Raw genomic sequence first — 24,516 nt, 5'->3', positions numbered from 1 at the left:
AATAATTAAATACGGTTAATTAGATTCTGACACCAATTTTAACTTGACTTCACGATGTAAAAAATAGGCTGTAACCAAGGTAGATAACACATCAGCAATTGGAAATGACATCCACACACCTAATTCTCCATAAAACTCTGGTAAAATAAATATCAAAGGAATAAAGAAAAAGCCTTGTCGTGTTAAGGTTAATAATAATGCTGGAGTCGCTTTTCCTATAGCTTGAAAATACGCTGCTCCTATCAACTGTACTGCAATTATTGGTGTTGCAGCAAATACCCAACGCATTGCACTAGGTGTTTGCTTAATAACTTCAGCATCGTGCGTAAATAATCTTGTAATAAACTCAGGAAATACCATAAGCAACACAAAAACCATTGTTGCTAAAATTACTGCATATTTAATAGCTGTATTAATGGTTTCTCTAACTCTACTGTAAGCTAATGCACCATAATTATAGCCTGCAATAGGTAAAAATCCTTGTGTAATACCATACACAGGAAAAAGCGCAAACATGAGCATTCTACCAACTATAGCATAGGCTGTTACCGAAGTTTCTCCTCCTAAATTGAATAATATGTTATTCATAAACAAGTAAGTAATACTCACCACAGCTTGTCTTGCTAAAGTGACAAATCCAAGCGAACCAATTTCTGAAATTATATTTTTTTGCAACCTAAAATGTGATAGGTTTATTTTTAATTCGGAGTGTTTAGAAAAGAAAAACCAAATAATAAACCCTAAACATAAAACATAAGATCCTGTAGTAGCCCAAGCAGCTCCTTGCATGCCAAAATCTAAAACATTAATAAATACATAGTCTAGAATAAGGTTTCCAACAGAAGGAATCATCATTGCATACATGGCAAATTTAGGTTTACCTTCTGCTCTTATGACAGTGTTTCCCATCATGCTCAGTGCTAAAAATGGCACTCCATATAGCACAATTGTGTAGTAAATTTTAGCAGGTTCAAAAATAGCTCCTTTACCTCCAAAAGCAGGAATAATACTATCTACATAAGCTAATCCAAAAACTGCTAAAGTTGAAGTAAATAAAAGCGTTAAAGTTATTTGGTTACCAAAGGTTTTTAAGGCTTTTTCTCTATTATCAGCTCCTAACGCTCTTGATATTATTGAAGAACCTCCTACTCCAATACTCATTCCTAGAGCTGCAATAAAAAATGATACAGGCAATACTACATTAATAGCAGCAATAGCAATAGAGCCAATCCAGTTTCCAACAAATATGGTATCTACTAAAATATTTAAAGACATTACCAATATACCTATTGATGCTGGTACAGCTTGTCTAATCAACAGCTTACCTATAGGTTGTGTCCCTAAATCTGTAGCTTTTATTTTAGCCATTCATTGCTTTAATTTTTACTTACCCAAGTATTAATCCATTTAGACAATAGCTCAACAAACTCTTTATCATCGTTTAAACAAGGAATTGTAGTAAATTCTTCGCCTCCCATTTCATGAAAAATCTCTTCACCTTCCATAGCAATTTCTTCAAGAGTTTCTAGACAATCACTAACAAACGCTGGTGTAACAATAGCCATATTTTTAGTGCCTTGTTTTCCCATTCTTTCAATAGTTCGGTCAGTATAAGGTTGCAACCATGGGTCAAATCCTAATCTCGATTGAAACGATGTTAAGTAAGTACCTTCTTTAAGTTGTAATTTTTCAGCAACTAATCGTGTAACTTCCAAACATTGATGTCTATAACAAAACTCATGCGCTTTTGATGGTGTAACACAACAGCTTCCATCAATTTTACAATGTGATTTTGTGACATCTCTTTTTCTGATATGACGTTCAGGAACACCATGATAAGAAAACAATATGTGTTCAGGGTTTTTATCTTTTAAATGAAATTGAATAGAGTTTGAAAGTACCTCAATATAATCTGGCTTATTGTAAAATGCAGGAACAGATTCAATCTTTAAATTTGGAAAAAATTCCTTTTGAAGTTCATCAACCAAAACCGTAATTGTTTCGGTAGTTGCCATTGCAAACTGAGGATACAAAGGAAATAGTAACACCTCATCAACACCTTTATCTACCAACTCTTGCAATCCTTTTTTTATAGTCATACTTCCATAACGCATTGCTAATGCAATAGGAATATCAGTATGCTGTTGAATTCCTTTTTGTAAACGTTCAGAAATTACAATAAGTGGAGAACCTTCTTCCCACCAAATCTTTTTGTAAGCAGCTGCTGATGCCTTTGGTCTTGTTTTTAAAATAATTCCTTTTACTAAAGCTGCTCTTGCAGGATAAGGAATATCAATAACACGTTCGTCCATTAAAAACTCACCCAAATACTTTTTTACGTCTTTTGGGTTTGGACTATCAGGAGAACCTAGATTTACAAGTAAAACGCCTTTCATAAATCAATTTTAATTATTTAGCAATTGTGTTCTAACGGTTTCTGGAACAATTTTGTCCACTAACATTTTAAGTGCATCGTCATTGCCTAAAAACTTCCATCCTTGATATTGAGGATCGTTAATCGCATACATTGTTGCACTCATTTTTATAATTAACGACATAGTGTCTAAATCATCAGTAACATTATCTTCACCAAATTGGGTTTGCATGGTGGATTTCATAAACATTAAAAATCCTTTTTTGTCTTCTTGGGTTTGGTTGTCTTCGGTTAAGAAGGTCATTTTCATTTTACTATCATAAAAAACGGCTGCGTATGCAATATCATCCACTTCCATTTTATCTGAAATTTTAGTAATATCATTAGCCAAAAATTCAATACGCATATCTTTAGCGTTAAACATTTGTTCCATACCTAATTTCATTTGAGCTCTTGGAGCCATATCAAATATTTTTGGATACATGTAGTCTAAAACACCATCAAAATTTTGAGTGGTCATATTGTTGAAATACACATTGACTTCTTTGGTGATTACCTCTTTATGAGATTGAGAAAATGTTGAAAAAGATATAAGGTAAAAAAGGGCAAGCGTTAAAAAGTGCTTCATTATTAAATTTGTTTTTAGCAAAAATACGACAGTATTATTCAAGTTTTAGGTTAATGACATTAAATACTTTTTTGGAGTTGTTCCATACTTTTTCTTGAAAGCTGAAATAAAATGGCTTGCAGTACTGTACCCAACTTTAAGTCCTACTTCGTTAACATTATTGTTTCCTGACTCTAGTAGTTTTCTAGCAACTTCCATTTTATAATCAAACAAAAAACTAAAAACTGAATCACCATAAATTTCTTTAAAACCTTCTTTTAGTTTCTTTAAGCTAAGTTGAATTTCATCAGCTAACTCTTGCAGTGTAGGAGGCTCTGTCATACGAGCAATAATGATATCTTTAGCTTTTCTAATTTTTATCACATTGGTTTCATCTACCAAAAATGGACATTGTTCAATATTTGCATCTTCACTTCTATTGAAATACAAACTTAAAAGTTCATAAGCTTTCCCTTTAAAGTAAAGGTTTTTGATTGACTTATTAAGGTTGTAATGAATAAGCTGAGTTAACACAACAGCCATTGATGGTGTAATTTTTCCATCTTTATAATACTTTTTATCCTTGTTATCATCACTTAGAAACGTAATATAATCGGCTTCTTGAGAAAACAAGCTATGGAATTTTTTAATAGAAATTAAAACCGAAACCAACCAACTATCAGGATTACTTTTAAGGTGAATAGGCAAATCGCGTTGCGGATTATAAAGCAACAACGAATTTTCATCTTTAATCTCTAAGGTGTAATTTCCGTTGTTAAAAATAAAATTACTTGAGCCTTTTAAACAAAAGTGAAATTGTATAAAACTACTATCTATTTCTCGCTCAAGTGTTTCAACCTCATCATTATTGTTTTGATAGGTAAGCACATAAAAATCTTTATCAATTTCAACTTCGTTAAAAGACCCTTTAGCGATATTTTTTATGGTATTAAAACTTGAATTCATTTTAATATTATTTAGATTGATTCTAAACTAAAAGCTTTAAAAGCGCTGTTAATTCTACAAAAATATGACAATTATCACATTTTATTAAAAAACTACGTTAAAAAACCACAAGCGATACTTATTGTTCTTTGAGCGTTATTTTTTTGTCGATGATACTTATATTTTTGTTTTCATATTTTTCCAAATAGATTTAATGGAATACAATAATAAATCAAAGACGACCTACTTTTATGCTATTGGCTTAAGCTACAAAAAGGCTGATGCTGAAATTAGAGGACATTTTAGCTTAGACGAACAAGGTAAGCAAGCCTTGTATCAACAAGCTAAAATCAATGGAGTTGAAAGCTTAATAGTTATTTCTACATGTAACAGAACCGAAATTTACGGTTTTGCTGAACATCCATACCAATTAATAAAATTGCTTTGCGACAACACAAAAGGTACTGTTGAAGAGTTTCAAAACGTTGCCTATATCTATAAAAACACCGAAGCTATTTCTCATATTTTTAGAGTAGGTTGTGGACTGGACAGTCAAATCCTTGGTGATTTTGAAATTATAAGCCAATTAAAAGTTAGCGCAAAATCTGCTAAAAAAGAAGGGTTGCTTAACGCCTATTTAGAGCGTTTGGTAAATGCAGTAATACAAGCCAGTAAACGTATTAAGACCGAAACTGATATTTCTTCAGGAGCAACATCGGTTTCTTTTGCTTCAGTGCAATATATCTTGAATAATGTAAGTGATATTTCAAACAAAAACATATTGCTTTTTGGAACAGGAAAAATAGGTAGAAATACTTGCGAAAACCTTATTAAACATACCAAAAACGAGCACATTACATTAATTAACCGAACAAAAACCAAAGCCGAAGAAGTTGCTGGAAAGTTTAATGTGTTGGTTAAAGATTATGCTAATCTTCAAGAAGAAATAAACGCATCTGACATATTAATTGTAGCAACAGGAGCACAAAACCCAACGGTTGACAAACACTTAATACAAAGCAAAAAACCTTTGTTAGTTTTAGATTTATCTATCCCAAAAAATGTTGACAGTAATGTAAAAGACTTGAGCAATATTACATTAATACACCTCGACGATTTATCTCAAATTACTGACGAAACGCTTGAAAAGCGCAAAGGTCAAGTTCCTTATGCCGAAACCATTATAGAAGAGATTAAAATTGAATTCAATAATTGGCTAGAAACAAGAAAATTTGCACCAACCATAAAAGCATTAAAACACAAGCTCAACGATTTTAAAATTGCTGAACTAGATTCGCAACGTAAAAAATTAGTCGATTTTAATGAAGCACAAGCTGAACTCATCAGCAACAATATTATTCAAAAAATAACCAATCATTTTGCACATCATTTAAAAGATGATGGCATTTCTACCATTGAAAGCCTTGAATTAATTAAAAAAGTATTTCAGTTAGAAGAACCTTCAAAAAACCATGTCTAAACTCATTAGAATTGGAACTCGCGATAGTGAACTTGCACTGTGGCAAGCCAAAACTGTACAACAACAACTAGAACAATTAGGACACAAAACTGTACTTGTACCTGTAAAGTCAACTGGCGACTTAGTGCTTGACAAACCATTGTATGAGCTAGGAATCACTGGTGTTTTCACTAAAACATTGGACATTGCTATGCTTAATGGAGATATTGACATTGCTGTTCATTCTTTAAAAGATGTACCAACAATTTTACCTAATGGTATTGTACAAGCTGCTGTTTTAAAACGTGGTAATACTAAAGATCTTTTGGTATTTAAAAACAACGAAGAGTTTTTATCACAAAAAGAAGGTGTTATCGCAACAGGAAGTTTACGCAGAAGAGCGCAATGGCTTAACCGCTATCCAACTCACAACGTTGTAGATTTAAGAGGAAATGTAAATTTAAGACTTCAAAAACTTGAAGACAACGATTGGAATGGAGCCATTTTTGCTGCTGCAGGATTAGGACGATTAGGGATAAGACCTGAAACTTCAATCAATCTAGACTGGATGATACCAGCTCCAGCACAAGGTGCTATAATGGTAGTTGCATTAGATGATGACGAAGAAACTAAAGCCATTTGCCAACAAATAAACCACGAAGACACTGAAATATGCACCACTATTGAACGTCAGTTTTTAAGACTACTAGAAGGTGGTTGCTCTGCTCCAATTGGCGCATTAGCAGTTATCAAAAACGAAGAAGTTCATTTTAAAGGTGTATTGTTAAGTCCTGACGGAAGCAAAAAAATTGAAGTTTCACGTTCAGAAAAATTAGGCAACCATCATGACATTGCACAATATACAAGCGATTATATTATTGAGCGTGGTGGCAAACGTCTTATGGATGATATTAAACATTCAGGCAAACCTACAAACATATATTCTACCAAGTCTTTAACCGAAGACCAGCGTTTTCTATTTAATGAAAATTTAGTGGTCGAAAGCAACGATGCTATTAAAATTAGCTTGAATAGAATTCCGCCTACTGTTTTAAAATCACCAATAGAAAATGTGATTATCACTAGTAAAAATGCAGTAGAAGCTATTTTAACCAATTGTCCAGCTGAAGAATTAAAATTTAAAAACATTTATTGTGTTGGTCGTCGTACCAAGCGATTAATAGAGCAAAGAATAGGAAAAGTTACCCATTCTGAAAAGAATGCTAAAGCTTTAGCTGAATATATGGTTGAATTTATGAATGGTGCTGAAGCTACATTCTTTTGCAGTGACATAAGACTTGAAGATTTACCAAATATTTTAAGCGAGCACCAAATAAAACTTAACGAAGTTGAAGCCTACCAAACAAAATACGATGCTTTAAAAGTTGATAAGGCTATTGAAAGTGTCATGTTTTATAGCCCTTCAACAGTAGAGAGTTTTGTACAGCAAAACACCGCCGAAGTTGTTGCGTTTTGCATTGGAGAAACCACAGCTAAAGAAGCACAAAAGCATTTTAAAGATGTTCGTGTTGCAAAAGTGCCAACTGTTGAAAGCGTTATTGAATTGGTGAATGAGTATTTCCTGCGAAAGCAGAAATCTTAAAAACATAAAATTACAATTAAACTAAATTCCTGACAATCCAGGAATAACATAAATATGGAAAACAACATTAATAAGATACCTTCTTCCGAAGGTATTCGCAACGATTTATTCTTAAGAGCATTAAAAGGAGAAACTGTTAACCGTCCTCCTGTATGGATGATGCGTCAAGCAGGACGTTATCTTCCTGAATTTATGGAAATAAAAGCTAAGTACGACTTCTTTACACGTTGCCAAACACCTGAGTTAGCAAGTGAAATTACCGTACAGCCTATACGCAGATATGGTATGGACGCTGCCATTTTGTTTTCAGATATTTTGGTTATTCCTCAAGCTATGAACATTGAGGTACAAATGAAACCTAATTTTGGTCCGTATTTACCTAATCCGGTTCGCTCTCAAAAAGATGTCGATAATGTTATTGTTCCTGACGTAACCATTGCATTAGATTATGTTTACCAAGCTATAAAAGCCACCAAAGAAAAGCTAAACAACGAGATTCCTTTAATAGGTTTTGCGGGTTCTCCTTGGACCATTTTATGTTATTGTGTACAAGGTCAAGGCAGCAAAAACTTTGATAAGGCTAAAGAATTTTGTTTTACCAATCCTATTGCTGCGCATCAATTACTTCAAAAAATTACCGACACTACTATTGCTTACTTAAAAGAAAAGGTAAAAGCAGGTTGTAATGCAGTTCAAGTATTTGATTCTTGGGGAGGCATGTTGTCTCCTGTAGATTATCAAGAATTTTCTTGGCAATATATTCAACAAATTATTGACGCGTTAAAAGACGATGCTCCTGTTATTGCCTTCGGAAAAGGTTGTTGGTTTGCGCTTAATGAAATGTCAAAATCTGGTGCTTCGGCTTTAGGAGTAGACTGGACATGTTCTGCTAAAAATGCACGCTACCTAACAGGTGGAAATATTACACTACAAGGAAATTTTGATCCTTCAAGATTATTGTCTCCTCCTGCAGAAATTAAAAAAATGGTGCATCAAATGATAAATGAGTTTGGAAAGGATAAATATATCGTAAATTTAGGTCATGGTATACTACCAAACATTCCTTTAGATAATGCTAAAGCGTTTGTTGATGCAGTAAAAGAATATCATGTTTAAAAATATAGCAAAAGGCATACAAGCATACTTTGGAGCTTTGGGTTTAATTTCAAAACTTAAGCTCTGGAAGTATTTTGCTATTCCTATGGCTATTAGCTTATTTACAGCAATAGTTATAGGACTTTCTGCTTATGGGCTTTCTGATAATTTAGGGTTTTACATCTCAAAAATTTGGGTTTGGGATTGGGGAAAAGAAACTTTTACTACAATTAGTAATGTTATAGGTGGTCTTACTATTATTGTTTTAGGGCTTATTTTATACAAGCATATTATTATGGCATTGTCTGCGCCTTTTATGAGTCCTGTGTCTGAAAAAATTGAAGCTTACTTACTTAATATTGAGGAGCATTCTCATAGAAACACTTCGTTTAAGGAGCAACTGTGGAGAGGTATTAGAATTAACCTCAGAAACCTATGTATGGAACTCTTACTTACCATTCCTATTCTTCTTATAAGTTTTATTCCAGTAATAGGATTTTTGTCTAGTATTATATTGTTTTTAGTACAAGCCTACTATGCTGGATTTGGAAACATGGACTACACCTTAGAACGTCATTTTAAATATGGGGAAAGTTTACGTTTTGTTCGTAAAAATAGAGGTGTTGCCATAGGTAATGGTATTGTGTTTATGCTGTTTTTGTTAATTCCTGTTTTGGGAGTTATTTTGGTATTACCGTTTTCGGTTACAGCAGCTTCAAAAGAGACCGTTTCTATTTTAAAAGCCAATAATCATATTTCATCAAACGCTTAAAAATGGTATTGGTTACTGACATATTTAGATTAGAAACGTTACAACCCTCAGACGCTTCAAACTTAAGCCGATTAATGATTTCTAACGGAAAACGATTTCAAAAGTATTTACCAATAACACTATCTCAGAATATTTCTGAAGACGCTTCAAAAGACTATATCAAAAAAAAGAATAGTGAAATACAGAATAAAACCGAATTCACTTTTGCCATAAAAGACAGAGACTCTAATGCTATTGCTGGCTTAGTGATTTTAAAACACTTGGATTATCAATCTAAATTAGGTGAATTCGCATATTGCTTAGGAAGCAAATATTCTGGTAATGGCTGGATGACCAAAAGCATTAAAGCAGTAACAGATTTTGCCTTTTCAGAATTACAATTAAACACGTTGCAAATAGTAGTACATAAAACTAATACCGAAAGTGTAAATGTCGCTGAGCGTTCTGGATTTACTTGGGTTAAAACCTTACCAAAAGAGTATGTTTCTGGGAAATCTACTCTAGATATGGAACTTTATGAATTGCATAAAGACGCCATTTAAAAGAATAATTATGAAAGATAAATTCTATCAATATATACAAGATTTACAAAATACTATCACCTCAAAACTCGAAGCTATTGATGGTGTTGCTCAATTTAAAGAAGACCTTTGGAAACGACCTGAAGGTGGTGGAGGACGCACTCGTGTTATTGAAAATGGAGCTGTTTTTGAAAAAGGTGGCGTAAATATTTCTGCTGTTCATGGTGCTTTACCAGAGAGCATGCAAAACTATTTTGGCGTAAAAGATGCCGACTTTTTTGCTTGCGGATTGAGTTTAGTGCTTCACCCAAAAAGCCCAATGGTTCCAACGGTTCATGCCAATTGGCGATACTTTGAAATGTATGACCAAAACGGAAATATTGTTGACCAATGGTTTGGTGGCGGACAAGATTTAACACCATACTATCTCTTTGAGGAAGACGCAAAACATTTTCACCAAACTTGTAAAACGGCTTGCGACAAACACAATGCAGAGTTTTACCCAAACTACAAAGCACGATGTGATGAATATTTTTACAACACACATCGTAACGAAGCACGTGGTATTGGTGGGTTATTCTTTGATTATTGCAAAGCAACAGATGAAATGAACATGGAAAATTGGTATGATTTTGTAACCGAAGTTGGCAATAGCTTTTTAAAAGCTTACGTTCCAATTGTTGAAAAACGCAAGCAGCTACCATACACTGAAACTCAAAGAAATTGGCAAGAAATAAGACGTGGTCGTTATGTAGAGTTTAATTTGGTGCACGATAAAGGCACGTTGTTTGGACTAAAAACAAATGGTCGTATTGAAAGTATCTTAATGAGCTTACCACCTCATGTGCAATGGATTTATGACCATCATCCTGAAACAGGAAGTGAAGAAGAAAAACTAATTAAAGTATTACAAAACCCTAAAAATTGGGTTTAAAGAGCTTACAACTTAAAACTTATACTTATGTTCCCACTAAGAAGAAACCGAAGACTTAGAACCAACGAAGCTATTCGAAGCCTAGTTAGAGAAACTATAATTTCACCAAATGATTTTTTAGTACCACTTTTTGTGGTTGAAGGTAAAGGTGTAAAAGAAGAAATTGCTTCTATGCCAAATTACTTTAGGTATAGTTTAGACCTTTTGGAGAACGAGGTTAAAGAACTGTGGCGTTTAGGCTTAAAATCGGTATTGTTGTTTGTAAAAGTTCCTGAAAACCTTAAAGACAACAAAGGTACGGAAGCGTTAAACCCTAACGGACTTATGCAACGTGCTATAAAAACAGTTAAAAACGCTTGTCCAGACATGTTGGTAATGACAGATGTTGCTTTAGACCCTTATTCTGTTTATGGACATGATGGTATAATTGAAAACGGTGTTATTCTTAATGATGAAACTGCTGATGTTTTAGCTGAAATGAGCTTATCACACGCTGAAGCAGGCGCAAATTTTGTAGCACCAAGCGACATGATGGATGGTCGTATTTTAACCATTCGCGAAGCTTTAGAAGATAATGGGTTTACAGATACTGGAATTATGAGTTATTCTGCTAAATATGCTTCGGCATTTTATGGACCATTTCGTGATGCTTTAGATTCTGCTCCTGTGGATATTCAAAATATTCCAAAAGACAAAAAAACCTATCAAATGGATCCTGCTAACCGTTTTGAAGCCATTAGAGAAACCGAAATGGATATTGATGAAGGTGCTGATATTGTTATGATAAAACCAGGTTTATGTTATTTGGATATTGTTCGCGAAATCAAAAATGAAGTGGATGTTCCTGTTGCTGTATATCAGGTTTCTGGTGAATATGCTATGCTTAAAGCTGCTGCTGAAAAAGGCTGGTTAGACCACGATGCTGTTATGATGGAGCAAATTACTGCCATAAAACGCGCTGGTGCAGATGTTATAGCCTCTTATTTCGCTAAGGATGTTGTGAAAATTTTGAATAAGTAATATTATTCTTTAGAAAATATCGCTTTACCTAGTTTTCTGTATTCAGCTTCTTGCATGAGCTCGCCTTCAACTGGTTCTTCTATAATTTCATATTCATTGTTTTCTAAATCGATGTTTGTGGCTTTAATTAAAAACCTATTTCGTTTTGCTTCCAAAACCAATCCAGGTAAACCATTAATTCCTTGTGGTCCATGTTTTACGTTAAGCTCAGGAGCATACCATGCTTCAAGTTTAGAGTCTTCTGATACAGCTTTATAACAAACATATCCTAAAATTTCCTTAGTCTCTTTTGTGAGTTCCCAAGGCTTTTCTTCGTATTTAATACGCTTACGCTCAAAATACACATCTTTCTGTGAAATATTCCAATCCCTACTCCAATCGGTATAGTATAACGATTCTCCTCCTGCAAAAATCCAAGTTAAGTTTAAGTTAGCCTTTGAAATAGTTATTTGACCATCAGTAGTATTCCATCCAGGAATTTCAATTTTAGGCTCTACAGAGTACAACGCAATACTATCGTTAAATACTAAATATGCTTCAACAGGATGCGACCCATGAATGAGTTGTAATGCGTCATATTTAGCTTGGTCTTTTATGTCTTCGGTAGGTTTTTTAATACTATCTTTATTCATAGTAGCCAAATAGGTAACCTTCCCTTTGGTTTGAGATACTATTGCTCCTGAAGTCAAAAACAATAAAATATAAAGCAGGTTTTTCATACTTCAATTTATGAAAAATAATTTAACCCTTAATTTAAATATTCTATTTCGTAACTTCGCATTAATCAAACTAAAACACACTAATGGGTTTACTCATACTTTACGCTCTCGTATCTATTTTCTTTTCCTTTTTATGTTCAATACTAGAAGCTGTGCTTTTGAGTGTTACACCAACGTTTATTAATATTAAAAAGAAAGAAGGCAAAGCCTATGCGCTTACTTTAGAAACCTTTAAAAAGGATGTTGACAAGCCACTTATTGCTATACTTACACTTAATACTATTGCGCATACTGTAGGTGCAATTTTAGTTGGTGTACAAGCCAAAGTTGCTTATGCCGAACTCTACGGAAGCAACCCTAGTACTGTTTTTGGACTAACAATTACCGAAGATGTAATGGTTGGTATTGTATCTTCTATAATGACGGTTTTAATTCTCGTAGCTTCTGAAATTATACCAAAAACCATTGGTGCAACTTACTGGAAACAACTTGCAAACTTTACCGCAAAAGCCTTAAACGTTTTAATTTTTCCATTAAAATGGACAGGAATTTTATGGTTATTACAACTTACCACAAAACTTATTGGTGGCAAAGGTCATGGTAGTGTTTTAAGTAGAGAAGGTTTTCTTGCAATGACTGATATTGCGCACGAAGAAGGTGTTTTTCATGAATCTGAAAGTAAAGTAATTAGAAATCTTTTGACCTTTAAAAACGTAATGGCAAAAGATGTAATGACGCCTAGAACTGTGATTAAAACAGAAAATGAAAACACAACTATCTCGTCTTTTTTTGCTGAAAACCACAACATTCGCTTTTCAAGAATTCCAGTATACACTAACGATCCTGATAATATTACAGGATTAGTTTTAAAGGACGATGTCTTTAAAGAAATGGCCTTTGATAATGGAGACAAAAAGCTGTCTGACATTAAACGAAACATTATTATAGTGGGTCGCAGCCTGCCAATTCCTGATCTTTTTGAAAAACTTATTGAAAGTAAAAACCATATGGCATTGGTAGTTGATGAATATGGAAGTGTAAGTGGTTTAGTAACCCAAGAAGATGTTATTGAAACTTTACTTGGTTTAGAAATAATGGACGAAAGCGATAATGTTCCTGACCTACAATTACTTGCAAGAAAAAGTTGGGAAACAAGAGCAAAACATCTTGGACTTTTTGAAGATACTAAAGACGACAACCAATAATGGAAGCCTGTATCATCAAAACACCTTTGGGTTACACCAAAATAACTGGTAATAATGATGGTATTGCAAGTGTAACGGTTTTAAATTCTGAAGAGCAAATCTCTGATATTATTCCTGAGTCTTTAGAAGACTGCGTGTATCAACTCAACGAATATTTTGAAGGCAAACGACAAGTTTTTGATTTAAACTTAAATCCTCAAGGTACCGATTTTCAAAAAACAGTTTGGGAAGCTCTTTTAACTATTCCGTATGGAAAAACGATGTCTTACCTTGAACTTTCAAAACAACTTGGAGATGTTAAAGCCATTAGAGCTGTGGCTAATGCTAATGGTAAAAATCCGTTATGGATTATTGTACCATGTCACCGAATTATAGGAACTGATGGTAGTTTAACAGGTTATGCTGGAGGACTTCATAGAAAACAATGGCTTTTAGAACACGAAAGTCCTTATAAACAACAATCATTGTTTTAGAGCTTAAGATACATATCAAAATCAGCAGCTTTCTCAATAACTGTTTTAATTACACTTTCAGAAACTGAATCCTTTTGAGCGTTTTGTTTGTCAACTGAAATTCCCACAAATTCAAAAAATCCTCGAAAGCCTTTTGGACTATGGATATTAACCCATTTACAAGTTTTATCTGTTTTATTTGAAAACGTATGAACAGTTTTTGGAGGTAAATCAATTAAATCACCCGGTTTTGCAATTTTAACATCTCCATTCAACATAAATTCCATTTCACCTTCAGTAATTAAAAAAGTTTCTGACAACTTATTGTGCATATGTGGTGGTGGACCTTGTGTATGCGCTGGTGTTTCGCCAACAGAAAAATCATAATCTCCTGTAGTTTCATAATTAGTTACCTTATGCCCTAATACCCAAAACGTTTCAATTGCTTTCATTTCGTGAGATTTTTGTCTCACAAATGTATTTTCTTTTTTTGAGTTTTCAAAATTTTATGAGATATTTGTCTCATGAATAATTTTTCTCTCAATACTGGAAGACAATCTCAAAAGAAAAAGACGCGTCAAAATATTTTAGAAACAACACAAAAATTACTTTCCAAAGGTCAGAAATTCACATTAGAAGATGTTGCTAAACACTCCAACACATCAAGAGCAACTGTATATCGCTATTTTTCTAATATAGATATATTGTGTTCTGAAGCGAGTATTGATATAAATACAAAATCTCCAGAAACTCTATTTGAAGAATGCAAACATTTACCACTAACTAATCAAATTTTATACATACAGGATTACTACAATCAATTGTCTATAGATAATGAAGTGGCTTTTAGAAAATATTTAAGCATCTATCTAAAAGAAGACTTTTCAGATACTAAAAAATCTATTAGAGGAGCTAGAAGAACAGCAGCACTTGAGCTTGTGTTAAACCCTTATAAAAAACAATTAGGTAAAGATTATAAAAATCTAATTGTTTCTGCGACAGCTTTAATGGGAATAGAGTCTTTAATAACAACTAAAGATGTCTGTCTTCTTAAAAATAGTACTGCTAAAAAAACTTTGAGTTGGGCATTAGAAACTTTGTTAAAAAACTTTGACCTTAAAAAATTAGAATAATTATATATTGATTTTAGTATATTTATAATCAATAAAACTTATAAATGAAATTCCTCAAAAAACTCCTTAAATGGGTTGCTATTCTATTTGGCTTACTCATAATTACACTTTACGTCACTGACACTGATTACCTTTTAAAAGCTGTAAGAACCATTTACATGAAAGGTCATACAACCGCATATCTAGAAGATTACAAACATTTCGACAATAAACCTCTAGATATTGGAACACCTCAGCCTTGGCCAAATCACAAAGACTATAACTCAGTAAAAGAAACTGAAACCCTTAAAAATGTTAATGCTCAAAACGGTACGATTGCTTACGTTATTATAAAAAATGACAGTATTTGGTTTGAAAACTATTATGATGGTTTTGATGAAGATTCTAAATCCAACTCTTTTTCTATGGCAAAAAGTTATGTGTCTGCTCTACTAGGAAAAGCGATTATGGATGGTTACATAAAAAATCTTGATCAACCTGTTTGCGATTTTATACCAGAATTTTGTGAAGGCGATGCTGCAAAAATGACCGTTGGTGACTTATCTAGTATGGCTTCAGGAACCAACTGGGACGAACGTTACTACTCCCCTTTTTCAATAACTACTCGTGCGTATTTTGATGACGATTTAACCAAGGTTATGACTGGCTTAAAAGTAGTTAGAGAACCTGGTACATCTTATAAATATGCCAGTGGTGATACTCAAATGCTAGCTATTGCAATAGAACGTGCATCTGGAAAAAAATTATACGACTATCTAACCGAAAGTTTTTGGAAACCTTTAGGTAGCGAAAACCAAGCGCTTTGGCAAGTAGATAGTGAAGACCATGATTTAGTAAAAGCCTATTGTTGTATAGCAAGTAATGCTAAAGACTTTGCAAGAATGGGTAAATTGTATAAAGATCATGGCAAATGGAATGGAAAGCAGTTATTGGATTCGGCATTTATAGCTAAATCTATTACGCCTCGTTTTACTGAAAGCCCAGAGTATGGATATGGATGGTGGCTAAAAACAGTTGGCGATAAACACTTTTTTATGATGCGTGGTCATCTAGGACAATATGTTATTGTTGAACCAAATGATAATGTTATTATAGTTCGTTTAGGACACTCTAAAGGCCCTGGAGATGCTGTAGCGTCTTTTACACCTGATATTTCAGCGTATATTGATGAAGCCTATAAAATGTTAGAACAATAAATTATGATTAGTAAACTAAATCTTGAAAACATTCTCTTTTTGGATATTGAAACTGTTCCAGAGACACCTCGTTTTTCAGATTTAGACGATACTAAGCAAGCTCTTTGGGAAGCAAAATCGAGATATCAAAGACAAGACGAATACACTGCTGAAGAATTTTATGATCACGCAGGAATTTGGGCAGAGTTTGGTAAAATAGTTTGCATATCAGTAGGCTATTTTAAAATGCAAGGAGATGTTAGAACCTTTAGAGTAACCTCTTTTCATGGTGATGAAATCAAAATTTTAAAAGATTTTAAAAATTTATTGATTACTCATTTTAGTCAAAACAAGCATTTGCTTTGTGCTCATAACGGAAAAGAATTTGATTTTCCTTACATAGCAAGACGAATGATTATTCATAATATAGAATTACCCTATAAACTCAACCTTTTTGGGAAAAAACCTTGGGAAGTACCTCATCTAGACACTCTTGAACTTTGGAAATTTGGTGATTATAAAACCTATACTTCTTTAAAACTTTTAACCAATGTTTTAGGTATTCCTTCTCCTAAGGATGATATTGATGGTAGTGAAGTTTACAGAGTGTATTATGAAGAAAATGATATTGACCGAATTGTTACTTATTGTGAAAAAGATACAATTGCAGTTGCGCAAATATTACTTCGATTGCGTGGTGACGAACTGCTGCATGATAACGAGATTATTCACATTTAAAAAATTGTGAAAAATAAAAAAGTCCGAATTTTAAATTCGGACTTTTTTGTTGGTAGACTTATTTTACTCTTTAATAAATCGTTTTACAACAATTTTATCTTCAATAGTAAACCTAACTTGATAAACAGCTCCTTTTAAATTTGAAACGTCAATTTTATTGTTGACTACCTCTCCTTTAGCTACTGTTTGACCAATAGTATTGTAAATTTCATATGCAATATTGTTATGACTAGTTTGAATATTTAACACATTACTTTTTACTGGGTTAGGATACAATTTAATATCATCAAAAACATCTGCTATATCTTCTCCTTTTGAAGTCTCAGTTTTAGCACTTGTTGCTGTTGTTAAATTAATAGCATCTATTGCTAAATCGGCTTGCCAAGTACTAGCTACAAATCTGTTAAAGCGTAATTGAATACTTTCACCAATATATGCAGATAAGTTTACCGTTTGCGATTGCCAAGAGTTACCTTGATTACCTGATTGACTCCATAGACTAGTCCAACTAGCTCCATTGTCATTACTAACTTCTAAGTCAATAGTTCCCATATCAGCAGCTCCATACATGTGATATTGAAAACTAAACGAAGCTGATACAACTGCACTTAAATCAAAACAAGGTGATGTAATAATTGCTCGTTTATTAGGGTAACCCGTATTTTGACCCGAAGCCTCAACATAGATATAGTAAGACCCTTGAGCAGCACTTGATGGTCCTGTACCACTAGATGGAGTTCCATTTGCATCAACTGTCCAATCTAAATCGTCAGAAGAAGATTGACTCCAAGCTCCAATTGTGTTTTCAAAACTTTCAGAATAAGGATAAGAGCTAATACCACTAACACAACCGTTACCTCCTGTGCTTCCACTTTCAGATAAACTAACATCATCAACAGCAACATCAGCTTGCCATGTTCCGCCCACAAAACGATTAAAACGTAATTGAACTGCTGAACCTACATAACTTGAAAGGTCTACACTAGCAGTTTGCCATGCATTTCCTTGGTTTCCTGATTGATTCCAAATACTACTCCAAGAATTTCCACTATCAGTACTAATTTCTAAATCAAGAGTTCCCATATCAGCAGCTCCATACATATGATATTTAAAACTAAACATAGCATCAGATAAACTACTTAAGTCAAAACAAGGTGAGTTTAATATTGCTCGTTGATTTGGATAGTTAGGGCTAGAAGCCTCAACATACACATAGTAAGATCCTTGGAAAGCGCTTGAAGGTCCTGTATTGCTTGACGGTGTTCCATTTGCATCTACTGTCCAGTTAACATCATCGTTAGTTGATTGTGTCCATGCACCTAAAGTATTTTCAAACCCTTCGGTATAAGGGAAAGACGAAATTCCTCCTGAACAGCCATCAGGTGCTTCGGTTACAGTAACAGTTCTAGTAACTTCTGCAGCGGCATTACCTGCAGCATCACTAACATTATACGTTACTACATAAGTACCAACAGAACTTGTATTTACCACATCTCCTCCAATAACAATATTTGCTGTAATATCGCCATCAACATTATCAGTAGCAGTAGCTCCTAACTCACTATATGTTGAACCCTCAACTAGATTAATTGCTGAAGCTCCATTAAGTGTTATAACAGGCGCAACTGTATCTGGTCCTGAACCTTGAATCACAACTGTATAATCTTCAACTTCACCATAGGTAAACGACTCACATGCAGTTGGAACTCCATTATATTTCATAGACACACGCATTCTTGTTGCGTTTTCTACTGCATTTGTTGGAATAGTAAATGTTCCCGAAACTGGTGTTGTTTGTGTTGGCGATTGTGTCCACACTTGTTCTCCTGCATCATTAAAATCTCCATCTCTATTGTAATCTATCCATACCGAATATGCTTCGTTATAGGTTGTTCCTGTCCAAGTTGGTGTTACAGTAATTGTATATTGACTTCCTTTAGTTAAGGTTGTTGATATACTTGTAAAATCTGAATAGAACTGAGCACCTGAGCTATTGTCAATTGTGTTTAGCTGTACTCTACTTATGTATTCATCGTTTACATTTGTACTTGCAGAGGAACAGTATGTAATCTGTACATCTTGAGTAGTAACATTAACTGTATTACTTTGCGAAGACATATTTCCAGCTGCATCTAACGCAGTAACATAAAACGCATACGTTGTGTTAGGACTCAATCCATTTGCTTGATAGCTTGTTGAAGGCGTAGATGCTATTAAACTTCCATCTTGATAAACATTGTAAGCAGTTACACCTACATTATCTGTTGAAGCATTCCAGCTTAAATCTGTTGATGTGTCAGTTGTATTTGATGCAGATAAACTTGTAGGTGCTGTTGGTGCCTGAGTATCTGGAGGACTTAAAGTAGTTACATTTGCTGTATTACTAGCACTAGATTGATTACCTGCTAAATCAAAAGCAACCACATAAAACGTATAAGTTGTACTAGCTGTTAATCCTGTAACTTGATAGCTTGTACTAGTAACTGTAGCTATTACACTTCCGTCTTGATACACATCATACCCTGAAACACCTACATTATCAGTTGAAGCATTCCAACTTAAATCTGTTGTAGTTTGAGTTGTATTGGACGCTGTTAAACTTGTTGGTGCAGTTGGCGCTTGAGTATCTGGTTGTACTAACGTTGTTACATTAGCTGTATTACTTTGTGAAGAGGTGTTACTTGCAGCATCAAATGCAGCTACATTAAAACTATACGATGTTTCTGGTGATAAGCCTACAGCTTGATATGTAGTTCCTGAAACTGTTGCAATATTAACTCCGTCTTGGTATACATAATATCCAGTAACACCAACATTATCAGATGAAGCGCTCCAGCTTAAATCTGTTGTGGTTTGTGTTGTATTAGAAGCTACTAAATTTGTTGGAACTGTTGGTGCTTGTGTATCTGGTGGGTCTAAGGTAGTTACATTAGCTGTATTACTATTATTCGATTCATTTCCTTCAGCATCAAAAGCAACCACATAAAACGCATAAGTTGTACTAGCCGTTAATCCTGTAACTTGGTAATTTGTACCAGTAACTGTTGCTATTACGCTTCCATCTTGATAGACATCATAACCTGTAACTCCAACATTATCGGTTGAAGCATTCCAGCTTAAATCTGTTGTAGTTTGAGTTGTATTGGACGCTGTTAAACTTGTTGGTGCACTAGGAGCTTCAACATCTGGTCCTGAACCTTGAATCACAACTGTATAATCTTCAACTTCACCATAGGTAAACGACTCACATGCAGTTGGAACTCCATTATATTTCATAGACACACGCATTCTTGTTGCGTTTTCTACTGCATTTGTTGGAATAGTAAATGTTCCTGAAACTGGTGTTGTTTGTGTTGGCGATTGTGTCCACACTTGCTCTCCTGCATCATTAAAATCTCCATCTCTATTGTAATCTATCCATACCGAATAAGCCTCATTATACACAGTTCCTGTCCAAGTTGGTGTTACAGTAATTGTATATTGACTTCCTTTAGTTAAAGTTGTTGATATACTTGTAAAATCTGAATAGAACTGAGCTCCTGAGCTATTGTCAATTGTGTTTAGCTGTACTCTACTTATGTATTCATCGTTTACATTTGAACTTGTAGATGAACAGTAGTTTAATTGCACATCAGTAGTTGTGAAATTAATAGTACTACTATAAGACGATGTAGCGTTATCAGGACAGACACTTCTTAGTCTTGCATCATACTGCGTTAATGTAGCTAAACCAGATAAGTTAGTAGATACTCCATTTACAGATAAGGTTGTCCATGTTGACGCTCCAGTTTCCCTATACTGAACATCGTAAGACGCTCCAGGAACTGCATCCCAGCTTAATGTTGCTGAGTTAGAGCCTATATTTGATGCTGATAACCCAGTTGGAACTGTTGCATTACAAACCACTTGTCCTGCAATTGTAAAGTTGCTGTTTGAGATATCAAAAAATATATTATTTGAGCCTCTAACCATAACTCTGTTTTGATTTCCTTGGTTATTAGGAACTATAATATCATGTGAACCATCGTTTGGAACACCAGATGCTAACGAAATTGGATAAGTGTCTCCGCCATCAGTAGATAAGAAAATATCAACATTAGCAGCATTAACTCCGTTTCCGGTTGTACCTGCAACATCCCAAGTTACAGTTTGAGTTGTACCTGCATTCCATGTAACATTTGTATTTGGTGAGTTAACCACAAATGGTCCTGCGTTACTGTTTACAGAAACAACCATGTCGTCACTATTATTAGTTCCTCCTCCTATTTGATTATCTCTAACGGTCAATCTAAAATTTAAAGTTCTTGCTACATTAGGTACCGCTTCCCATTGCCACGATGTATTACCTGCTTTTATGGTAGATAATCTTGGAAAGTATCTTTTATTGTCAGTTGTTGGGTTATATGATCTAAACGCAACTCCACTCGTTGCATTAACACTTGGATAAGTTGTAGATGCATTGTTTTCATCATACTGTTCCCAGCAATAGGTTAGTACATCTCCAGAATCAGCATCGGTTGCTGAACCTTCTAATACAAATGGAGTTCCTCTTGGAATAGTATAATTAGCTCCCGCATTTACAACCGGAACAGCATTACCTGTATTTGTATTTGTTTGGCAACTTGTAGATTTAATATAGTCTGTCACCTGCTCAATTGAAACTGCATGGAAATAAGGGTCGCTATTTGATTGTACGTCTGTTGCACCTGTAATTCCTGCATAACCCATAATTGTTGAACCACTTCCTGGTTCCATTTGTGCATTTGTGCCTTCATTTCCATTGAAAGTCCAAGTGTGATTTGCTCCAAACTGATGTCCAATTTCATGAGCAACATAATCAATATCAAAAGGATCTCCTTCAGGATCAGTTCGCGATGTAAATGCACTACCTTTTTGACCATTTACACAAACACAACCTATACATCCTGCGTTTCCATTATTAGAAGCTCTTGCAAATAAGTGACCTATATCATAATTAGATTCTCCTATTACACTAGTAAGGGTAGACTGTAACTGACTGTTATAACTTCCATTACTATATGGGTCAGTATTAGCGTTTGTATAGATTACGTCATCATTATTGCCAATTAAAACCATATTGACATTAAAATCGTTTTCAAAAACACCATTAACTCTAGTCATAGTTGCGTTTATTGCTGCCAATGCTGAAGCCTTTGTTCCACCATGATATTGTGTGTACTCTCCAGTAGCAGAAACCGCAAGCCTATACGTTCGTAGTATACCATCATCGGCATTTCTCATAGCCATTTGAGGGTTTTGACCATTTAAACTAGAGTTCATTTGTGCTGTAACTTCACATTCAAAATCATCTGAAAAATCAATTTTATCTGCTCTTTTATAAACCGTATAATATGATAAATCGTCAGTTATAGCTTCAATAAATGTTGCATATTTATCAGCAGCTAATCGCATAGATTGAAAGCCTAAATGAGAAACACTAAATCGTATTGTTAAAGAAGGATCCTCAACACCTTTTCCTATATAAGATTTAATGTTAGGATACTTTGCAGCTAACTCTGGACTAAAGACAGGAGCTTCAAATATTTTAAAGCGTTCGAGTTGTCCTTCAGAATTAGGAAAAGATAAAACAACACTTGATGAATTTAATGAAGAAGACCTTAATGGTGCTCTTTTAAGCGCATGTTTTAAACTTTCAATGTCTAAAACATAGCTATTTGCTCTAGGCAAATTTGCTTTTGAAGGTTTGATCTTTTCACTACTATTAAGTGATTGTTTTTGCCATAAAGATTTGTTTTGAGCCATAGCAATGCTCATACTCATTGTAAAAATGAGCAAAAGTAATTTTACTTTCATCATTTAGGGATTTAAGGGTTATTGACAGAATTTTTGTTAATTATTTATTAAAAGTAATATTTAAATTCAAAAATTTAACTGTTTTGTTGATAACTTCGCAATAAAAGTTGATTTTTACGGTTTTTCCGTAATGCATCACAAGAAATGTCTTACATATTTCAATATGCAATCTTAAACCTCAAAATTTCATCTTAAAATTTGATTACATTTACACATGTCCAAATCAAAATTACTTTCGGTTAACGACTTGTCTATCTCATTTTCTTCAAATTCAGGAGAAAAAGACATTATCAAACACATTTCGTATACGCTTTATGAAAATGAAATTTTAGGAATTGTTGGAGAGTCTGGTTCTGGAAAATCAGTGTCTTCTCTAGCTATTTTAGGGCTTTTGCCTAATAAAATATCAAAAATAACTTCTGGTAAAATTGTATTTAACAATCTTGATTTAACACAATTAAAACCTAAAGCTTTTGAACATATTAGAGGCAATGATATTGCTATGATTTTTCAAGAACCAATGAGTTCGTTAAACCCTTCTATGACTTGTGGCAAGCAGGTTTCTGAAATTATTTTAAAACATACCTCTCTTTCAAAAACTGAAGCTAAAGCAGAAACTTTATCTCTTTTTGAAAAAGTAAAACTGCCATTACCTGAACGTGTGTATAGCGCATATCCTCATGAAATTTCTGGCGGACAAAAGCAACGTGTAATGATAGCCATGGCTATTGCATGTAAACCCAAAATACTTATAGCTGACGAACCTACAACAGCTCTAGACGTTACTGTTCAAAAAGAAATTATTAAACTCTTAAAAGAGCTTCAAAAAAACGAAGGCATGAGCATTATTTTTATTTCTCATGATCTCGCTTTGGTCTCAGAAATTTCGAACAGAATTGTTGTTATGTACAAGGGCGAAATTGTTGAGCAAGGTGATGTTAATACAGTCTTTAAAACACCAGAACACATTTACACAAAAGCGTTAATAAATTCTAAACCTTCATTGGATGTTAGACTTAAAACCCTACCAACCATTAGCGATTTTATTAATAAAACTACTGATTATACAGTTGTATCTACTGAAGAAAGGCAAAAAACTCACAAGAATATCTATTCAAAACCTCCATTGCTTGAAATAGTTAATTTGGAAAAAGAGTATTTCTCAAAATCTGGATGGTTTTCTAAGCCTACAGCATTTAAAGCGGTTAATAATGTAAGCTTTAAATTGTACAGTGGAGAAACTTTGGGACTTGTTGGAGAATCTGGTTGTGGCAAGTCAACATTAGCAAATGCCATTTTATTATTAGACAAAGCATCAGCTGGTAAAATCCTATATAATGGAGTTGACATTAATACCTTATCAAAATCTAAAATCAGAGCTCTTAGAAAAGACATCCAAATTATTTTTCAAGACCCTTATGCTTCGTTAAATCCTAGACTACCTATTGGTAAAGCCATAATGGAACCTATGAAAGTGCATCGTATAGGAACTTCAAATAATGAAAGGAAAGAGAAAGTAATGGACTTGCTAGAAAGGGTTGGTTTAGATAATGATTCTTTTTACAAGTATCCACATGAGTTTTCTGGTGGGCAACGTCAACGAGTAGGTATTGCAAGAGCTATAGCATTACAACCAAAGTTAATTATCTGTGACGAATCGGTTTCGGCTTTAGATATTTCGGTTCAAGCACAGGTGTTAAATCTTTTAAATGAGTTGAAAGAAAACTTCAACTTTACATATATTTTTATTTCGCACGACTTATCTGTAGTGAAATATATGTCAGACCAATTAGTGGTTATGAATAAAGGTGAAATAGAAGAAATGAATGATGCTGATGAAATTTACAACTCTCCTCAGAAAGAGTACACAAAAAAATTAATTCATGCCATCCCTAAAGGGTTATAGCATGAATATTTTTTTGGTTAACG

20 protein-coding genes are annotated in these 24,516 nt (G+C 34.0%); 13 read left to right on the top strand and 7 right to left on the bottom strand.

The annotated features are described in order from the left end of the window. Positions 1 to 15: 15 nt before the first annotated feature. Genes ABD011_RS02365 through ABD011_RS02350 form a run of 4 tightly spaced genes read right to left on the bottom strand, consistent with a single transcriptional unit; the run spans position 16 to position 3,947 of the window. A complete protein-coding gene (locus ABD011_RS02365; protein ID WP_343795477.1) occupies positions 16 to 1,368 on the bottom strand; it encodes an MATE family efflux transporter in 1,353 nt (450 codons plus the stop codon). Positions 1,369 to 1,376: 8 nt separating this feature from the next. Further along, positions 1,377 to 2,396: a ferrochelatase gene (gene hemH, locus ABD011_RS02360; RefSeq protein ID WP_343795475.1), complete on the bottom strand. Its 1,020-nt coding sequence runs from the start codon at positions 2,394 to 2,396 to the stop codon at positions 1,377 to 1,379. Positions 2,397 to 2,405: 9 nt separating this feature from the next. Beyond that, entirely contained in the window at positions 2,406 to 3,002 is a 597-nt protein-coding gene (locus ABD011_RS02355) for a hypothetical protein (RefSeq protein ID WP_129759696.1), read from the bottom strand. Positions 3,003 to 3,047: 45 nt separating this feature from the next. Continuing rightward, positions 3,048 to 3,947, bottom strand: coding sequence for a helix-turn-helix transcriptional regulator (locus ABD011_RS02350; protein WP_129759697.1), 900 nt, complete (start codon positions 3,945 to 3,947; stop codon positions 3,048 to 3,050). Positions 3,948 to 4,140: 193 nt separating this feature from the next. Here ABD011_RS02350 and hemA point away from each other — a divergent pair, with 193 nt between their 5' ends. From hemA to hemB, 7 genes are read left to right on the top strand one after another with little or no spacing between them, the layout of a single operon-like run. Continuing rightward, entirely contained in the window at positions 4,141 to 5,406 is a 1,266-nt protein-coding gene (hemA, locus tag ABD011_RS02345; protein ID WP_131506313.1) for a glutamyl-tRNA reductase, read from the top strand. After that, a complete protein-coding gene (gene hemC, locus ABD011_RS02340) occupies positions 5,399 to 6,988 on the top strand; it encodes a hydroxymethylbilane synthase (protein WP_343795470.1) in 1,590 nt (529 codons plus the stop codon). The genes hemA and hemC overlap by 8 nt, the downstream gene beginning before the upstream one ends. Before the next feature lie 54 nt (positions 6,989 to 7,042). After that, positions 7,043 to 8,104, top strand: coding sequence for a uroporphyrinogen decarboxylase (gene hemE / locus ABD011_RS02335; protein ID WP_129759700.1), 1,062 nt, complete (start codon positions 7,043 to 7,045; stop codon positions 8,102 to 8,104). Next, entirely contained in the window at positions 8,097 to 8,855 is a 759-nt protein-coding gene (locus ABD011_RS02330) for an EI24 domain-containing protein (RefSeq protein WP_262732390.1), read from the top strand. The genes hemE and ABD011_RS02330 overlap by 8 nt, the downstream gene beginning before the upstream one ends. Positions 8,856 to 8,857: 2 nt before the next feature. After that, positions 8,858 to 9,397, top strand: coding sequence for a GNAT family N-acetyltransferase (locus ABD011_RS02325; protein WP_343795468.1), 540 nt, complete (start codon positions 8,858 to 8,860; stop codon positions 9,395 to 9,397). A 10-nt stretch (positions 9,398 to 9,407) separates the two neighbouring features. Beyond that, positions 9,408 to 10,310, top strand: coding sequence for an oxygen-dependent coproporphyrinogen oxidase (gene hemF, locus ABD011_RS02320; RefSeq protein ID WP_343795467.1), 903 nt, complete (start codon positions 9,408 to 9,410; stop codon positions 10,308 to 10,310). 27 nt (positions 10,311 to 10,337) lie between these two features. Continuing rightward, positions 10,338 to 11,330: a porphobilinogen synthase gene (gene hemB, locus ABD011_RS02315; protein WP_343795466.1), complete on the top strand. Its 993-nt coding sequence runs from the start codon at positions 10,338 to 10,340 to the stop codon at positions 11,328 to 11,330. A gap of 2 nt (positions 11,331 to 11,332) precedes the next feature. On the opposite strand, the gene ABD011_RS02310 is transcribed toward hemB, so the two are convergent. Then, positions 11,333 to 12,049, bottom strand: coding sequence for a GLPGLI family protein (locus tag ABD011_RS02310; RefSeq protein WP_343795465.1), 717 nt, complete (start codon positions 12,047 to 12,049; stop codon positions 11,333 to 11,335). 83 nt (positions 12,050 to 12,132) lie between these two features. On the opposite strand from ABD011_RS02310, the gene ABD011_RS02305 reads away from it, so the two are divergent. Then, positions 12,133 to 13,254, top strand: a complete 1,122-nt coding sequence (locus ABD011_RS02305; protein ID WP_129759706.1) for a CNNM domain-containing protein — start codon at positions 12,133 to 12,135, stop codon at positions 13,252 to 13,254. Continuing rightward, a complete protein-coding gene (locus tag ABD011_RS02300; RefSeq protein WP_343795463.1) occupies positions 13,254 to 13,727 on the top strand; it encodes a methylated-DNA--[protein]-cysteine S-methyltransferase in 474 nt (157 codons plus the stop codon). The genes ABD011_RS02305 and ABD011_RS02300 overlap by 1 nt, the downstream gene beginning before the upstream one ends. Here ABD011_RS02300 and ABD011_RS02295 read toward each other — a convergent pair. Continuing rightward, complete coding sequence (locus tag ABD011_RS02295; protein WP_343795462.1) at positions 13,724 to 14,158, bottom strand: cupin domain-containing protein; 435 nt, start codon at positions 14,156 to 14,158, stop codon at positions 13,724 to 13,726. The genes ABD011_RS02300 and ABD011_RS02295 overlap by 4 nt on opposite strands. Before the next feature lie 72 nt (positions 14,159 to 14,230). On the opposite strand from ABD011_RS02295, the gene ABD011_RS02290 reads away from it, so the two are divergent. Genes ABD011_RS02290 through ABD011_RS02280 form a run of 3 tightly spaced genes read left to right on the top strand, consistent with a single transcriptional unit; the run spans position 14,231 to position 16,752 of the window. Then, positions 14,231 to 14,839: a TetR/AcrR family transcriptional regulator gene (locus ABD011_RS02290; RefSeq protein WP_343795460.1), complete on the top strand. Its 609-nt coding sequence runs from the start codon at positions 14,231 to 14,233 to the stop codon at positions 14,837 to 14,839. A gap of 44 nt (positions 14,840 to 14,883) precedes the next feature. Continuing rightward, positions 14,884 to 16,035 carry a serine hydrolase domain-containing protein gene (locus tag ABD011_RS02285; protein WP_343795456.1) on the top strand — a complete coding sequence of 384 codons (1,152 nt, stop codon included), beginning with the start codon at positions 14,884 to 14,886 and terminating at the stop codon, positions 16,033 to 16,035. Positions 16,036 to 16,038: 3 nt separating this feature from the next. Next, positions 16,039 to 16,752, top strand: a complete 714-nt coding sequence (locus tag ABD011_RS02280; RefSeq protein ID WP_343795454.1) for a 3'-5' exonuclease — start codon at positions 16,039 to 16,041, stop codon at positions 16,750 to 16,752. 63 nt (positions 16,753 to 16,815) lie between these two features. On the opposite strand, the gene ABD011_RS02275 is transcribed toward ABD011_RS02280, so the two are convergent. Further along, on the bottom strand, positions 16,816 to 22,587 hold the full coding sequence (locus ABD011_RS02275; RefSeq protein ID WP_343795452.1) for a reprolysin-like metallopeptidase: 5,772 nt from the start codon (positions 22,585 to 22,587) through the stop codon (positions 16,816 to 16,818). Positions 22,588 to 22,801: 214 nt separating this feature from the next. On the opposite strand from ABD011_RS02275, the gene ABD011_RS02270 reads away from it, so the two are divergent. After that, positions 22,802 to 24,493 (top strand): ABC transporter ATP-binding protein, encoded by a 1,692-nt coding sequence (locus ABD011_RS02270; RefSeq protein WP_343795450.1) that lies wholly within the window; start codon positions 22,802 to 22,804, stop codon positions 24,491 to 24,493. Positions 24,494 to 24,516 lie beyond the last annotated feature (23 nt).

Source organism: Gaetbulibacter jejuensis, from assembly GCF_039524015.1.
Taxonomy (GTDB): Bacteria; Bacteroidota; Bacteroidia; order Flavobacteriales; family Flavobacteriaceae; genus Gaetbulibacter_B; species Gaetbulibacter_B jejuensis.
Note: the sequence above shows the minus strand (reverse complement) of the source record. Positions and strands in the feature narration are given on the sequence as shown.